Origin of the sequence: Luteimonas lutimaris, from assembly GCF_039537065.1 — a bacterium.
GTDB classification, from domain to species: Bacteria; Pseudomonadota; Gammaproteobacteria; order Xanthomonadales; family Xanthomonadaceae; genus Luteimonas; species Luteimonas lutimaris.
On record NZ_BAAAZU010000031.1, the window covers coordinates 219,647 to 235,212 of the forward strand.

Annotated in this window: 14 protein-coding genes and 1 pseudogene; 5 read left to right on the forward strand and 10 right to left on the reverse strand. The window is 69.5% G+C overall.

The window, feature by feature from the left end:
- The first annotated feature begins 50 nt into the window (after positions 1-50).
- Positions 51-1,466, forward strand: a complete 1,416-nt coding sequence (locus tag ABD679_RS14740) for a serine hydrolase domain-containing protein (RefSeq protein WP_344760764.1) — start codon at positions 51-53, stop codon at positions 1,464-1,466.
- Between the two features lie 391 nt (positions 1,467-1,857).
- Here the strand turns inward: ABD679_RS14740 and ABD679_RS14745 are convergent.
- The 6 genes and pseudogenes from ABD679_RS14745 to ABD679_RS14770 form a co-directional block, all read right to left on the reverse strand.
- Positions 1,858-1,941 (reverse strand): annotated as a pseudogene (locus tag ABD679_RS14745) (histidine biosynthesis protein HisIE); the annotation flags it as partial.
- Between the two features lie 1,386 nt (positions 1,942-3,327).
- Complete coding sequence (gene gcvH, locus ABD679_RS14750; RefSeq protein WP_344760765.1) at positions 3,328-3,723, reverse strand: glycine cleavage system protein GcvH; 396 nt, start codon at positions 3,721-3,723, stop codon at positions 3,328-3,330.
- Positions 3,724-3,813: 90 nt separating this feature from the next.
- Entirely contained in the window at positions 3,814-4,917 is a 1,104-nt protein-coding gene (gene gcvT / locus ABD679_RS14755; protein ID WP_344760766.1) for a glycine cleavage system aminomethyltransferase GcvT, read from the reverse strand.
- Positions 4,918-5,007: 90 nt separating this feature from the next.
- Positions 5,008-5,667, reverse strand: coding sequence for a hypothetical protein (locus ABD679_RS14760; protein WP_344760767.1), 660 nt, complete (start codon positions 5,665-5,667; stop codon positions 5,008-5,010).
- A 20-nt stretch (positions 5,668-5,687) separates the two neighbouring features.
- Positions 5,688-6,122 (reverse strand): NfeD family protein, encoded by a 435-nt coding sequence (locus tag ABD679_RS14765; RefSeq protein ID WP_344760768.1) that lies wholly within the window; start codon positions 6,120-6,122, stop codon positions 5,688-5,690.
- Between the two features lie 6 nt (positions 6,123-6,128).
- Positions 6,129-7,091, reverse strand: a complete 963-nt coding sequence (locus ABD679_RS14770; RefSeq protein ID WP_344760769.1) for an SPFH domain-containing protein — start codon at positions 7,089-7,091, stop codon at positions 6,129-6,131.
- A gap of 97 nt (positions 7,092-7,188) precedes the next feature.
- On the opposite strand from ABD679_RS14770, the gene ABD679_RS14775 reads away from it, so the two are divergent.
- Genes ABD679_RS14775 through ABD679_RS14785 form a run of 3 tightly spaced genes read left to right on the forward strand, consistent with a single transcriptional unit; the run spans position 7,189 to position 9,563 of the window.
- Positions 7,189-7,806 (forward strand): RNA polymerase sigma factor, encoded by a 618-nt coding sequence (locus tag ABD679_RS14775; RefSeq protein WP_344760770.1) that lies wholly within the window; start codon positions 7,189-7,191, stop codon positions 7,804-7,806.
- Positions 7,799-8,389, forward strand: coding sequence for a hypothetical protein (locus ABD679_RS14780; protein ID WP_344760771.1), 591 nt, complete (start codon positions 7,799-7,801; stop codon positions 8,387-8,389). Before ABD679_RS14775 ends, ABD679_RS14780 begins: the two co-directional genes overlap by 8 nt.
- A 31-nt stretch (positions 8,390-8,420) precedes the next feature.
- Positions 8,421-9,563 carry a PDZ domain-containing protein gene (locus tag ABD679_RS14785; RefSeq protein WP_344760772.1) on the forward strand — a complete coding sequence of 381 codons (1,143 nt, stop codon included), beginning with the start codon at positions 8,421-8,423 and terminating at the stop codon, positions 9,561-9,563.
- A 65-nt stretch (positions 9,564-9,628) separates the two neighbouring features.
- Here the strand turns inward: ABD679_RS14785 and ABD679_RS14790 are convergent, their stop codons facing one another.
- The 4 genes from ABD679_RS14790 to ABD679_RS14805 all read right to left on the reverse strand — a co-directional run bounded on the left by ABD679_RS14790 (position 9,629) and on the right by ABD679_RS14805 (position 14,310).
- Positions 9,629-10,573, reverse strand: coding sequence for a DUF6607 family protein (locus tag ABD679_RS14790; RefSeq protein ID WP_425561920.1), 945 nt, complete (start codon positions 10,571-10,573; stop codon positions 9,629-9,631).
- Positions 10,574-10,681: 108 nt separating this feature from the next.
- Positions 10,682-12,943, reverse strand: coding sequence for a TonB-dependent hemoglobin/transferrin/lactoferrin family receptor (locus ABD679_RS14795; RefSeq protein WP_344760774.1), 2,262 nt, complete (start codon positions 12,941-12,943; stop codon positions 10,682-10,684).
- Between the two features lie 115 nt (positions 12,944-13,058).
- A complete protein-coding gene (gene hemP, locus ABD679_RS14800; protein WP_344760775.1) occupies positions 13,059-13,256 on the reverse strand; it encodes a hemin uptake protein HemP in 198 nt (65 codons plus the stop codon).
- 82 nt (positions 13,257-13,338) lie between these two features.
- The gene (locus ABD679_RS14805) at positions 13,339-14,310 is read right to left on the reverse strand and encodes an aldo/keto reductase (protein ID WP_344760776.1); all 972 of its coding nucleotides are present in this window, start codon (positions 14,308-14,310) and stop codon (positions 13,339-13,341) included.
- Between the two features lie 92 nt (positions 14,311-14,402).
- Between ABD679_RS14805 and ABD679_RS14810 the strand changes: the two genes are divergently transcribed.
- Entirely contained in the window at positions 14,403-15,539 is a 1,137-nt protein-coding gene (locus ABD679_RS14810; protein WP_344760777.1) for a GGDEF domain-containing protein, read from the forward strand.
- The last annotated feature ends 27 nt before the right edge of the window (positions 15,540-15,566 follow it).

Below are 15,566 nucleotides of genomic sequence, written 5' to 3' on the forward strand. Positions count from 1 at the left end.
GCAGGCGTTATGATCGACCTGCATTGCAGCATACGCAGGGGGCAGGCCCGATGAAAGACAGGACGAGGCGGCAGCGGCTGATCCGGCGCGGGGCGCTCATCGGCGCGCTGCTGCCGATGGCGCTGGCGACTTCCGCGCAGACGCCGCTTCGCTGGAACGTGCAGCCGTCGGCCCCGGCGCCTGCCGCTTCCACGGCTCCCAAGGCGCTTCCGACCCAGCCCGCCTCGATGCCGGCCTACCTGCCGCCGGTGGAAGAGGTCATGCCGCCGTCCTCCGACTTCAACGTGCGCCAGTTCGAGGCGATCGCCCAGGAGCTGGTCGCCAACCAGCGTGTGCCCGGCATGGCCATGGCCATCGTCCAGGGCGGCAAGGTGCTCAGCGCGCGCGGCTACGGCATCACCGACGTGGGCAACGCCGAGCCGGTGGACGAACACACGGTGTTCCGCCTGGCGTCGCTGTCGAAGGCCTTCGCCGGCACCATCACCGGGCTGCTGGTCAACGAGGGCGCGCTGCGCTGGGACAGCCACGTGGCGGACTACATGCCGTCGCTCCAGTTCTCGCGGCCCGGCGCCGCGCAGGAACTGACCGTGGCCGAGGTGCTGAGCCAGCGCGTCGGCCTGACCCACAACGCCTACGACCGCGAGCTCGAACGCAACGTCGACTACAACACCCTGGTGCAGAAGCTGGCCTACGCGCCGATGAAGTGCGCGCCCGGCGAGTGCTACAGCTACCAGAACGTCGCCTTCAGCCTGGTCGGCAACGTGGTCTACGGCGCAAGCGGGCAGTTCTACAGCGAGGCGGTCACCCGCCGCATCTTCAAGCCGCTGGGCATGAACGACGCCAGCTACGGCCTCGAGGGCATCGAGGCCAGCCCGAGCTGGGCGCGCCCGCACGTGCGCGCCGGTGGCGGCTGGCGTTCACTCACACCCAAGCCCACCTACTACCGCGTCGCACCGGCCGCCGGCGTCAACGCCAGCGCCAGCGACATGGCGCAGTGGCTGATCGCGCAGACCGGGCATCGCCCGGACGTGCTGCCGGCGCCGCTGCTGGCGACGCTGCATTCGCCCGTCGTGGCGACGCCGTCCGAAACCCGCGGCTCGTCCTGGCGCCGGCAGCGGCTCAACGCCGCCGGCTACGGCATCGGCTGGCGCGTCTACGACTATGCCGGCCACCGCGTCGTCTTCCACGGCGGCGCCGTGCAGGGCTACCGCGGCGCGATCGCCCTGCTGCCGCAGCGCGACCTGGGCGTGGCGATCCTGTGGAACGGCGAGAGCAGCCAGCCTTCGGGCCTGTTGCCCACCATCCTCGACCGTGCGATCGGCCTGCCCGCGCAGCGCTGGCTGGACGTCGATCCGTTCCCGGACGTGATGTACGCCGAGGACGACCGGGCCAGGCGCCCCAACCTGCCGCAGGCCGAGCGCCACGGCGGCGCGCAGGCCACGTCGGCCAACGCCAACCCGCGCTGAGCCCACACGCGCCGGCGACATTCCCGGCGTGACACCGGATGCGGCGCAGGCCGCGCCGCGGGAAGCACCGGCCCTGCCGGCAACCACCCGGAACAAAAAAACTCCCTCTCCGCCTGGGCATGCGGAGAGGGAGCCTGATGACGGTTGATCGGGTTTCTTGTTCTTACATCATCGGAGCGGGAGCGGCCGGGATGGCCACGGCTGCCGCCTTCTTGGCGCGCTTCGCCGGGCGTCGGGCCTTCTTCGCAGCCTTCTTGGCAGGCTTCTTCTTGGCCGCCTTCTTGGCAGGACGCTTCTTGGCGACCTTCTTGGCAGCCTTCTTCGCCGGGCGCTTCTTGGCGACCTTCTTGGCTGCCTTCTTCGCCGGACGCTTGGCGGTCTTCTTTGCGACCTTCTTCTTTGCGACCTTCTTCTTGGCAACCTTCTTCTTGGCGACCTTGCGAGTGGCCTTCTTGGCGACCTTCTTCTTGGCGACCTTGCGGGTGGCCTTCTTGGCGACCTTCTTCTTGGCGACCTTCTTCTTTGCAACCTTGCGGGTGGTCTTCCTTGCGACCTTCTTCTTGGCGACCTTGCGCGTGGCCTTCTTCGCCGGGCGCTTGGTGGCCTTCTTGGCAACCTTGCGAACCGCCTTCTTCGCGGTCTTGCGGACCGCCTTCTTCGCCGCCTTCTTGGCGGGGCGCTTCTTTGCAGCTTTCTTCGTGGCCATGAGATGGCTCTCCTCGTCAGTGGAACTATCGGGTGTAGCAGCCCAGTTCAAAACAACGCCGCGGGTATCGGACCCACGACCAACCGCCGACGCGCATGGCGCGTCGGGACGGATGCGGATGCAGCCCGCCACCTGCGGTGGGGGCCTGTGCAGGAGCCACGCACGCCGGCGTTGCGCCGGCACAAAAAACCCGCATCGCAGGACGAAGCGGGTGGTGGTTCCGATGACGTTGCAGTTTCGCAGCGGAGACGATGCCTGATTCCACCTTGAGGAATTTCCGGGCAGAGGTCTTGGTTGTGCTGCGCGTTTTCGTCGTGACTTGACTCACTCTCTTCTGCGGCAACGTCTGTTGCAGCGAAACCTAATCACGGTTTTTTCGGCTGTCAACACCTTCGTGAAGTTTTTTCGCGCCCCCAGGACGGATGCACATGCGCCGTCCGCGGCAAACGCATCGGCCCGTCGGCGTCGCCATGCACGACATTGCACGCGCATGTTTTTTCGCGCGTTCGAAAAAGCACGCGAAACAAGCTGTTTTTCGCGCGGCGCGCATTTGCATGCACGCGACCGCATGCAAGCGTGCATCGCGTTGCCGCCGCGCGAGCGACCGTGCAGGAAGGGTGTACGGCAGCTGTCGGAGCACTGCCGCGGCCCAAACATTTCCGGCACCGCACAAGCCAGATTGCGCAAAACTGCGCAGCCTTTGAACCGGTGTCGCACCCTTGCCGCATGCGTCGCGGAACAACTCCGTCGCGTTGCACGCCATCCCGATTGCCGGTTGCGGGACATGCCATGCAGGCATGCACGTCGTCGCGTTCCGGCATCGCTGCAACGACGTTGCACGACGCCGATTCGCGTGGAGTCCGGAGCGACGACGGCGGGTCCTTCGCCGACAACAACCGCCGCGGACGACACGTCCGCCGCACTCCCTTCTTCCACACGCGATGCCATGCATCCCGCTTTCGCCACGCCGGGGCATCAGCCCGACGCGCATTCATGCAGGCGCCGGACGCTCGGGCTGCGTACGCCACACGGCAGGCGCGATGCCCACCATTCGGCGGGAGCAATCGCAATGCCCCGGCCTGCGGATCCGGGCGCCGGAAACGACGACGGCACCGCAAGCGGTGCCGTCTGGGCCAGCAGGAACTGCAGGAACCGTCAGTGGTCTTCGTCTTCCAGCAGCTCGGCGTAGTCGTCCGGGCCAAGCATCTCGTTGAGCTGGTCCGGGTCGTCGATCTCGACCACGAACAGCCAGCCTTCGCCGAAGGCATCCTCGTTGATGGTCTCCGGCTTGTCGGCCAGCGCGGTGTTGACCGCGGTGATGGTGCCCGACACCGGCGAATACACGTCGGAAGCGGCCTTCACCGATTCCACCACCGCGCACGCGTTGCCGGCCTCGGCGCGGTCGCCGACCTGCGGCAGGTCGACGTAGACCAGGTCGCCGAGCAGCCCCTGTGCGTGGTCCGAAATGCCGATGGTGACCTTGCCGTCGCCTTCGACGCGGGCCCACTCGTGGGATTTCATGAACTTCAGGTCGCCTGGGATCTCGCTCATGGGCTGGTGCTCCGGATGTGTTGCGGTCGTGGAAGGGGTGGCTAGTTTAGCGAAGGAAACGCGGCGCGGCGGCAGCCGTGCGACCGCCGGTCAGATGCCGTCCTGCGGCTTGCCGTCGCGCACGAACGGGAACCTGACCACGCGCACCGGCACCTCGCGGCCGCGGATGTCCACGCGCACGCCGGTGTCGTCGCCGCCGGCAGGCACGCGGGCGAATGCGATCGCCTTGCCCAGGGTCGGCGAGAACGTGCCGGACAGGATTTCGCCCTCGCCGCCGGCGGTGAGCACCTTCTGGCCGTGGCGCAGCACGCCCTTCTCGTCCATCACCAGGCCGACCATGCGGCGCGCGTCGCCGGCGGCCTTCTGCGCCTCCAGCGCGCCGCGGCCGATGAAGTCGCGGCCTTCGTCGAGTGCCACGGTCCAGCCCAGCGCGGCCTCCCAGGGCGTCACGGTTTCGTCCATGTCCTGGCCGTAGAGGTTCAGGCCCGCCTCCAGGCGCAGCGTGTCGCGCGCACCCAGGCCGGCCGGCTTCACGCCCGCGGCAAGCAGCGCGTCCCACAGCGCGACGGCGCGGTCGGCGGGCAGCACGATCTCGAAACCGTCCTCGCCGGTGTAGCCGGTGCGGGCGATGAACAGCGGCGCGCCGTCGGCGGCCTTCGCCTCGGCCGCGGAAAACTTGCCGAGCTTGCCGACGCGGTCGCGTTCGTCTTCCGCGACCAGCCCCAGCGCCTTGTCCCGCGCGTTCGGCCCCTGCACCGCGATCATCGCCAGGTCGGTGCGCTCGCGGACGTCGATGTCGAACGCGGCGGCCTGCCGTTCGATCCACGCCATGTCCTTGTCGCGGGTGGCGGCGTTGACCACGATGCGGAACCAGTCGTCGGCCAGGTAGTAGATGATCAGGTCGTCGATCACCCCGCCCTGCTCGTTGAGCATGCAGGTGTAGAGCGCCTTGCCGGGCTTCTTGAGCTTGTCGACCGAATTGGCGACCAGCCTGCGCAGGAATTCGCGCCCCTTCGCCCCGTGCAGGTCGACCACGGTCATGTGCGAGACGTCGAACATGCCGGCGTCGCGGCGCACCTGGTGGTGCTCCTCGATCTGCGAACCGTAGTTGAGCGGCATGTCCCAGCCGCCGAAGTCGACCATCTTCGCCCCGAGGGCACGGTGGGCATCGTTGAGGATCGTCTTCTGGGTCATGGCGGGCTCGTATTGGGCAAAGGCCGTCATTATCCCAGACGCCACGGACGCGCGCCGCCTGCCGGTTCGTGCCGGCGCGCGACGCGGCCGCTACTTGACCAGAGGCATCACGCCACCGACGGGCTCGCTGAGGATGACTTCCGCGTCACCCCACTCCGGCTTCCACGGCAGTTCGATGCCGTTGTAGCCGCCGCCGGCATCGGCGACCGCTCGCCAACGCTTGCTGGTGCCGTCGGCAAACCGGATCTCGAGTTCCTGCGCCGGCCCCGGCCGGAAGCGGACGTCCAGGGCGTGGGGCTTGGGTGCCGCGAAGCTCAGCCACCCCGCTTCGGCCTTGATGCCACGCTCCATGACGGCCGCCGATTCGGCAAACTGCGAGTAGCGCATGCGGGTGCCGGACGGCGGCCGCGCGCGGAAGTTGTAGCCCAGCAGCAGCTTGCCCTTGGGCTGGTTGATACGCAGTTTTGCACCGGCATCGACCCACGCCTGGCGGACCGGCAGCCGCAACCGCCCGTCGGAATCGACCCGGACCGGGATCGCCTCGTCCCCGACCAGGACCTCCACCCGCAGGTCCGCCGGCAGGGGTTGTTTCGCGTCAACCGACGCCACCGAGAATTCACCGCTGAAGACGTGGTCGTTGTCCACCGTCTCCATCATCAGCGGGATCCGCACGAGGTCCTTGTACGGCACTTCGCGCGACGTCTCGGCGGCGTGCCCGACACCTGCCAGCAACAGGGCCAGTACCGCCACCCAAACCCGCGCCCCGCCGCTCATCCCACGGCGTCGACCACAAGGGTCATGCCATCGGCGGCGACCACCCGCACCCGCGCACCGGCCGGCAGGTCCGGCCCGGTCACGTCCCAGTAGGCATCGGCGATCTGCACCCGCCCGCGCCCGTCGACGATCGCCCGCTCCAACGTCGTGACCGTGCCGACCAGCGCCGCGACGCGGCGGTTGAGCGCCGGGCGGTCGCTCTGCGGTTCGCGACTGCGGAACCACTTCCGGTAGACCTGGATGGAAATGAAACTGAGCACCACGAACGCAACGACCTGCGCCAGCACCGGGATCCCCGGCACCAGCAGCACGCCGACGAACACAGCCGCCGCGGCGAAGCCGAGCCAGAGCATGAACGCGCCCGGCGCCATCGTCTCGGCGGCCATCAGCAGCAGCGCGACCGCGGCCCAGGTGAACACGTCCCAGCGCATGGCCGCTCAGCCTCCCTGCCGCGGCATGGCGGGCGGCTGCGGTGCGCGTGTGCCCTGCTGCCCGAGCGCTTCCTTCGCCAGTTCGCCGATGCCGGCCAGCGAGCCGATCACGCCGGCCGATTCCATCGGCATCATCACGAACTTCTGGTTCGGCGCCATCGCCAGCGCCTTGAACGCTTCGATGTATTTCTGCGCGACGAAGTAGTTGATCGCCTGCACGTTGCCGCCGGCAATCGCCTCCGACACCACCTGCGTTGCCTTGGCTTCGGCCTCGGCCAGGCGCTCGCGCGCCTCGGCTTCCAGGAAAGCGGCCTGGCGATCGCCTTCGGCGTCGAGGATGGTCGACTGCTTCTCGCCCTCGGCCTTGAGGATCGCCGCCTGGCGGAAGCCCTCGGCCTCGAGGATGTTGGCGCGCTTCTCGCGCTCGGCCTTCATCTGCCGCGCCATCGCCTCGATCAGGTCGCGCGGCGGCGCGATGTCCTTGAGTTCGATGCGGTTGACCTTGATGCCCCACGGATGGGTCGCCTCGTCGACCGCCATCAGCACCTTGGTGTTGATCTCGTCGCGCTTGGACAGCGATTCGTCCAGGTCCATCGAGCCGATCGCGGTACGGATGTTGGTCATCACCAGGTTGAGGATCGCGATCTCCAGCGTCGCCACCTCGTAGGCCGCCTTGGCCGCGTCGAGCACCTGGAAGAACACGATGCCGTCGACCTTGACCACGGCGTTGTCCTTGGTGATCACGTCCTGGCTCGGCACTTCCAGCACCTGCTCCATCATGTTGATCTTGCGCCCGACGCTGTACATGATCGGGACCAGGAAGTGCAGGCCCGGCGTCATCGTGTAGGTGTACCGGCCGAAGCGCTCGACGGTCCATTCGTAGCCCTGTGGCACCACGCGCACGGTCTTGAACAGGATGACCACGCCCGCGAAGAGCAGGACAAGGGCGAGCAACGATCCACTGAACATGGCAATCCTCCCTGGATGATGGATCCAGTATAGGGTCGCCGGGGCCGGCCGCGGCCGCCTGCGACGCTTTCGGCCGCTGCCGCATCCATGCAGGGGAATGCTGATCGAATCCCTCCCAGCCGCCGCCACGCCGCCGCCCGCCCCGGCCCGACCCTCGAGCTTCGCGATCGAGGTCCCGGACGCGCTGCTGGCCCGCGCCCGCGCCGGTGAACGGGCGCCCCTGGAACAGATCTACCGCCGCTTCGAGCGGCCGGTGTTCACGCTGGCCCTGCGCATCTGCGGCGAGCGCGAGGCGGCGGCGGACGTGCTGCAGGACACGATGCTCAAGGTGATCGCCCGGATCGGCGATTTCCGCGGCCGCGGTGGCAGCCCGTTCTGGGGCTGGCTGCGACAGATCGCCGTCAACGAGGCGCTGATGCACCTGCGTCGCGGACGCCGCCAGGCCGGCGAGCTGCCCGATGACGGCCACGAGCCGGCCGACGAGCGTGCCCTGCCGCCGCCGGCCGCCGCCGACGCCGCGCTGCTGCAGCGCGCGCTGGCCCGGCTGCCGGCCACGACCCGCGGCGTGCTGTGGCTGTACCACGCCGAGGGCTACACCCACGAGGAGATCGCGGCGCTGATGCAGCGCACGCCGAGCTTCTCCAAGTCGCAACTGGCACGCGGCACGCGCCGGCTGCGCGCGCTGCTGCAGATCGAGGAACACGACCATGGCTGACCGCAACCTGCCCCCGTCCACCCCGCCGGCCAACTGGCACGAGGCCTTCGCCGCGCTGCCGTTGGAGGAAGCGCCGCCCGGCGGCTGGAACGTGGTCTCGCGGCAACTCGACGCGCAGCGCCAACGCCGCCGCCCGCGCTGGATGCTGCCACTGGCCACCGCGGCGGCGCTTGCGCTGGCCGCCGTCCCGGTATGGCTGCAGCGCCAGTCCGACGCGCCGCATCCCGCGCTGGCCACGCCGCCCGCCGTTGCAACGCAGCCGCAGGACGACGCCGGGAACGGCGAAGCCAGCGCCATCGCGCAGCTGCAGGCCGAATCCGCCCGCCTGGAGGCGCTGCTGCGCTACGCCCGGGACGGACGCGTGGCCAGCGGCGCGGCGGCGGCGATGGCGATGCAGTTCGACGCCCGGCTCGCCGCGGTCGACGCCGCGCTGATGCAGCCCGGACTCGCGCCGACGCAACAGTCGCAGCTGTGGCGCGAACGCGTCGAACTGCTGCGCGCATCCGCCGGCATGGAAAGCACACGCCGCTGGCTGGCCGCGCAAGGCAGGCAATACCAACCCGCGCTGGTCCACGTCGACTGATCGCGCCCCACATGCCCGACACGGAGCTCCCATGGACACCCGACTGACAATCAAGAGCCTGCTTGCGCTGGCCGCATGCGTGGCCGCGGCCGCCCCCGCGCACGCACAGAGCGAACGGATCAAGCGCGCGGAGGACGTGAACACCGCCTCCGCACTGCAAAGCCTGTCCGACGACCGGGTCACACCCCCGCGCAGGATCACGACGATCCGTCGTGAATCGTCGCGCCCGGTCATTGGTGTCGTCCTCACGCCCGACGACGGCACGGGCGTGCGGATCTCGGCGGTGACGCCGGGTAGCGGCGGCGCGAAGGCCGGCCTGAAGCCCGGTGACCGCATCACCGCAATCGGCGACAGCACGGTGCAGGGGTCCAACGGCGAGCTGCGCCTGCGCAACGCACGCAAGCTGCTGTCGTCGCGGCTGGAAGCCGGGTCGCCGGTCCGGATCGGCTACGTGCGCGACGGCAAGCCGTCCAGCGTCGAGGTGGTGCCGCAGGCCGGGCAGGGCCTCTACATTCTGCAGGACGACGGCTCCGTGACGCGTGCCGAAGGCAGCGTGCGCGTGGAGCTCGATGACAGCGGCAAGCTGGGCGTCTCCGCCGACAGGATCCAGGTCGCGCCCGCGCCGGGCGTGCCGCCGGCAGTCCGCCACGAGATCATCCGCATCGGTCCCGGCACCGCCTGCACGGACAACGACTGCGACATGCCGGCGCTGATGTCCGCGTTCCGCTGGAACGGCCTGAACCTGGCCTCGGTCGACAGGCAGCTGGGCCGCTACTTCGGCACCGACCGCGGCGTGCTGGTGCTGTCGAACGGCGAGCTGGCCGGCCTGCAGGCCGGCGACGTGATTCAGCGCATCGACGGCAAGGCCGTGGCCAGCCCGCGCGAAGCGATGGCGGCGATGGACAACAAGCCCGGCGGCACGAAGGTGGCGGTGGATTACCTGCGCGACCGCAAGGCCGGCAAGGTCCAGGTCACGGTGCCGCAGCTCGCACCACTGCCGCTGCCTCCGGCACCGCCAGCGCCGCCTGCACCACCCGCCGCGCCAAAACCGCCGAAGGCGCCGCCTGCTCCGTCAGCCCCGCCCGTACCGCAGGCCATGGGGCCGGCGGCCCCGGCCGCGCCGGTACCGCCTGCTGTGCCATCCGCACCCGGTGACCAACGCGACGCTGCCTAGGCGGGCTTCCGTCGCGGGCCCCTGTGGGAACGGCCATGACCCCTCCCACAGGAGATGCCAGGGCGTCAGCGCCCGGCCACCGCCGGCGCGGGCGCCGGTTCCACCCACTGCGCGAACACCGCGTCGATCGCGCCTTCGTCGATCGCCGCGCCGCCCTGGATCGCCTCGGCCTGCTCGAACAGCGGCATGATCATCGCCATGCCGTCGATCTTCGTCTTCAGGTGCACGCCCGGCGGCTGCGAGAGGAAACCGTCCCAGCGCGAACGCACCTGCACCCAGAAGTCCTTCGTCGCCTTCCAGTAGTCGTAGGCCGGGGTGAAGTCGATGTCGTCGACCTTCTGGTAGTTGTCGAAGCCGAACTCGCGCGCGATCGCCACCTGGCTGCCGTCGGGCTTGCGCAGGACCTTGGTATTGAACTGCTCGTGGGTCCAGCCGGCCGGAACGATGGTGTGGCGGTTGACCACGCGCAGCGCGTTGTAGTCGTCGCGCTTGGTGTACTCGCGTCGCGGCAGCGGTCGCCAGGTGGCGTCGCTGGTCCAGGTGGCCACGCCGTCGTCGTAGTTCCACTTGCCGGTGCCGCAGTAGCGCGGCGCGTCGCTGACCTCGTACACGCACTGCGTCCACGCGCCGCGGGTTTCCTCCGGCGACAGCGCACGCACGGTCCAGGTCTGGTCGGCGCTGAACTCGAAGCGCACCGGCGCCTCGTAGGTCCAGTCCTGGCGCCAGTGCTTGGTGACGTGGCCGCTCCTGGCGTCGACCAGGATGTGCTGCAGCACCACGCGCGTGGGCGTGTCCTCGACCACGATCACCACTTCGTCGCCGCCGCTGCGCATCGCCGGGCTGCGCTCGTAGCCGGGCTGCAGCAGCACGGTTTCGTCGAAGGCGAAGTCGACCATGTGTTCGCCCTGCATGGCGAGGATCGCGTCGTGGTCGCGCGCGGGGGCGGCCGTTGCGCCTGCGGTCGCGGCCGCGACCTGCGCGCCGGCGGTGGTGGCGAACGCCGAAATCATCAGCGCGGCTGCCAGTGTGGTTTTCATGCAACTCTCCGGGTTTGGTGGATCATCGGGTTGGGACGTGCGACGGCCAACGTGGTCGCCGGCGCGGCGGCCAACGGCGGCTCACCACGAGAACGCCACGCTCAGCGACAGGTTGCGCCCGGCGGCGGTGTAGCGGTCGAGCGTGGTGCTGTCCTGGCTGACCAGCTCCATGCTGCCGAGGTCGAAGTAGCGGCGGTCGGTCAGGTTGAAGATGCCGGCATTCAACTCCGCGCCCGGCGCGAACGTCCAGTGCGCGAGCAGGTCGAGCACGCCATGTCCGGGTGTTTCGAAGTACGAATCGTCCTCGAGCGCCGGCAGGCGGTCGTGGCGGCCGGCGAAGCGGCCGGCCAGCTCCGCGCCCCAGGCATCGGTGCGGTAGGCCAGGCCGAGGGTGGCGGTGAGCGGGTCGATCGAGGCCAGCGGCTCGTCGTCGGTGCGGTTGTCGCCGCGCGCCCAGGCTGCCGCCGCGCGCAGCGACCAGCCGTCCATCGACGGCGACAGTGCACCGAAGTCGATCCCGCCGCGGAGCTCGACGCCGCGGATGCGCGCGTCGGACACGTTGCGCGACTGATACACCATCAGCCCTGCGTCGTTGAAGCCCACGAAGGCGAACGATTCGATGAAGTCGTGGTAGCGGTTCTCGTAGGCAGACAGGCTGGCATAGACCGCATCGCCGACGTAGCGCACGCCCAGTTCCACGCCGTCGCTGGTTTCCGGCTTCAGGTCCGGGTTGGCCACGGCGGTGTAGCCGAACATCACGTTGGTGAAACCGATGTTGACGTCGCCGTAGGGCGGCGAGCGGAAGCCGCGCGCGTAGCCGCCGAACAGCGACCAGTCCTGCGCGAAGTGCCAGACCGCGCCGAGCTTGGGCGACACGCTGGTCTTGTCCAGCTCCGCGACCGCCACGCCCGGATTGTCCTCGGCGAAGATCGGGTCCAGCTCCGGGCGCAGCTGGTAGCGGTCCACGCGCACCGCCGGTACCAGGCGGAAGGCGTCGTCGGCAAAGCTGATCTCGTCCTGCAGGTACAGCGCGGCATTGGTGGTCTTGCTGACCGGGAAGTCGCGCACCGGGAACACGTCCGGCAGCATTGCGTTGGTGACCGTGCCGGTATCGAGGTTGTGCACCCTGCCATCGCGCTTCTGCCGGGTTTCGGTGCGCGAGACGTCGAGACCGTAGGCCAGCGCATGGTTCACGCTGCCGGTCTGGAACTCCTTGCGCAGGTTCAGCTGCAGACCGACCAGGCGCTGGTCGAAGTTGAACTCGCGCTCGCGGCGCTCGTTGACGCCGCCGGCGGTGCGGCGCACCTCGACCGTGTCCTGCGTGGTCTCGCTGTCCTGCCGGTACACCTGCCAGTCCAGGCTGTCGGCGAAGCCGGCGCCAATCGCATCCATCTCGTGGGCGAACGACACCCGTGCGCGGGTTTGGTGGTCGTCGGCGGTGACCAGCAGGTTGTCCGCGCCGGTCAGGCCCTGCAGGCCGCGGGAGGTCAGCACGTCGGTGTCGGCGGCGTCCTCGTTGCCTTCCACGGTCAGCCGGAAGCGCTGGTCGACGCTGGGCGCGAACACCAGCTTGGCCAGCAGGCTGCGGCCGTCGCGATCCTGCGGATTGGGACGGGTGCGGGCGCTGCCCTCGCCGCCCACCGTGCCCTGGTTCTCCGGCTCCTGTCCCTGGCGGTGGTTGGCCACCACCATGCCCGACCAGCGCTCGCCGCCGAATGCGGCGGTGGCGCCGGCATGCAGGCCGTCCCAGCCGCTCTCGTAGCCGAAGCGCAGGCCGAAATAGGCATCCCTGCCCGCCTCCAGGTAATCCGAAGGATCCTTGGTCACGAACGACACCGTGCCACCGAGGGCATCGGAGCCGTAAAGCGAACTGGTCGGTCCGCGCACGACCTCGACGCGCTTGAGGGTGTCGAGGTCGACGAAGTTGCGGTTGGCGTCGGAGAAGCTGCCGATCATGAAGGCGTCCGACACCGGGATGCCATCGGTCTGGATGCGGACGCGGTTGGCGTCCAGGCCGCGGATGCGGATGCCACCGATGCCGAAGCGGCCAAAGCCGGAGGTCACGGTGATGCCCGGCTCGTAGCGGAACAGATCCTTGAGGTCGCGCGCCAGGATTTCGTCCATGCGCTCGCGGTCGATCACGTCGACGGTATTGGGGACATCGGAGATCGCCCGCTCGGTGCGCGTGGCGGTCACCACGACGCGGTCGAATTCGGTGGCCTCGGCGAACGCGGAGGCGGCGGCGGTCGCCGGGACGGACTGCGGGGCCGCGGACTGGCCATGGGCAAGGGCCATGCCGGGCAGCGCCAGGCACAGCGCGAGTGACAACAGGTTGGGACGCATGGACGGACTCGTCGAAAGGAAAACGTTCGGCGGGCTGGCGTCCGGCGTCTGGCCGGTGGCGGGCGGGCCTGGAGAGATGGGTGTCGCCGGCCACGGGGGCCGGCGAGGAATGCTTTTATTTGGTGAGGATGAGCTTGTCGTTGCGCGTGTGGCGCAACCGATAGCACTCGCTGCCGTGGCGGATCAGCAGTTCGCGCTGGCCCTTGAGCAGGCGGATGCTGTCGATTTCGACGGTGTCGGTGCTGGAACGCTCGTCCGCGTGGTGCGGGACGGACTGGGACGTGCTGTGCGCGTGCGGGTGGACGGCAAACATCGATCGGCTCCCTCGATAGGAGACATTGATGTTAATGATTCTCATTTGCCTGTCAAGAACCAATGCCCCGGACGCCCCGGGATCAGACCATGGTCGCCTCGACCCGCGCCCACCCGGCCTCGTCGACCTGTTCCAGCACCTCCAGCGCGCGCAGGTTCTGCTCCAGCTGCGCCACCCGGCTGGCGCCGAGGATCACGCTCGACACGCGCGGGTTGCGCAGGCACCAGGCGATCGCCAGCGGCGCCGGCCCGGTGCCCAGCTCCGCGGCCAGCGCGGTGAACGCGCGCGCGCGCTCGAGCCGGCGCGAGGCGGCGTCGCCGAGCACGTCGCGCTGCAGCCAGGCGTAGTCCTCGCTGGCCAGACGCGAACCGGCCGGCACGCCGTCGTTGTACTTGCCGGTCAGAAGGCCCGAGGCCAGCGGCGACCAGGTTGTCGTGCCCATGCCGAACTCGTCGTACAGCGGCGCGTACTCGACCTCGACCCGCTCTCGGTGCAGCAGGTTGTACTGCGGCTGCTCCATCGTCGGCGCCTGGAAGCCGCCGGCGCGCGCGACCTCGTGCGCCTCGCGGATGCGTTCGGCCGGCCATTCCGAGGTGCCCCAGTACAGCACCTTGCCCTGGCGGACCAGCGTGTCCATGGCGGCCACGGTCTCCGCCACCGGCGTATCGGGGTCCGGGCGGTGGCAGTAATACAGGTCGAGATAGTCGACGCGCAGGCGCGCGAGCGCGGCATGGCAGGCGTCGCGTACGTGCTTGCGCGACAGCCCGCGCTGCATCGGGCGCGGCTCGTCGACCGCGCCGAAATACACCTTGCTCGACACCGCGAAGCCGTCGCGCGGCAGGCGCAGGTCGGCGATCACGTCGCCCATCACCTGCTCGGCCGCGCCGTTGGCGTAGGTCTCGGCGTTGTCGAAGAAGTTGATCCCGTGGTCCCAAGCCGCGGCCACCAGGTTGCGCGCCTCGCCGCGCGCGACCGCGCCACCGAACGTGGCCCAGGCGCCGAACGACAGCGCGGACAGTTGCAAGCCGGAGGAGCCGAGACGGCGGTATTGCATGGGAATCTCCTGCCGCGGGATGCGTGCGGCGCTGCGGGGAAAGCCACAGTCTAGTGCGGGCGCGCGCTATCCTCCGCACAGGGGGAACCTCCATGCTCGGATCGATGCAACGGCTCAGGGATTTGGCTGCGCGACTGCTCGCGCGGCCCGACGAGATCATGCTGTCCCTCGGCGCCGGCGGCGAACTGCTGGTCGCACGCCTGCGCGCCCTGCTGTCGCTGCTGATCCTGGCCATGCCGCTGGTCGCGGCCGTGGGCGGGGCGAAGACGAGCGAGGTCGTGATCGGCCTCGCCCTGGCCGTGTTCGTCAACCTGATGGCGCAGATCTGGCTCGCGCTGGCGCGCCGGCAGCTGCGCTACGGCTGGCTGCCCTACGCCACCGGCACCTACGACATCACCCTGACCACGCTGGTGCTGGTGCTGCTGGCACTGGGCGATCCGGTGGCGGGCATCAACAGCATCGTGGTCTGGTGCTTCTACCTGATCGCCATCGCCATGACCGCGCTGCGCAACGACGGCCGCCTCACGCTGTACGTCACCGCGCTGGCGCTGGTGCAGTACGCACTGCTGGTGGCGACGGTGTTCGCGCTCGCCACGCCCGGCCGGACGCTGCTCTCGATCGACTACGGGATCGCCGCGCCCGGTACCCAGGCCGAGCGCCTGATCCTGATCCTGATGATGGGCCTGCTCACCTCGGCCATCGTCTACCGCATGCAGCGGCTGGTGGAGATGTCGGGCAACGACAGCCTGACCGGCCTGCCCAACCGCGCCTGGTTGCTGCAGGGCATGCCGCGCATGTTCGAGACGATCCGCAACGACGGCGGCTCGCTGACCCTGGCCCTGCTCGACCTGGACCGCTTCAAGCGCATCAACGACGAGGTCGGGCACCGCGCCGGCGATCGCGCGATCCGCCACTTCGTGGCCGCGGTCAACGAGATCCTGCAGGAGAAGGAGCGCCTGGTGCGGATCGGCGGGCAGGAGTTCGTGGTCCTGCTGCACTGCCCGATCGGCAGCACCTGGGAACGGCTGGACCGGCTGCGCCGCTCGATGGGCGACCGGCCGTTCCTGCCCGGGTCCGGCCGCGACCCGCAGGTGATCACCTTCAGCGGCGGGCTGGCTTCGTTCCCGCAGGACGGCGTCGACGTGTCCGCCCTGCTCGGCAGCGCCGACCGGCGCCTGCAGCTGGCCAAGCGCGACGGCCGCAACCGGGTGGTGGCGCGCGACACCTGAACGCGGCGCGGCCACGGCCGTGCTTCA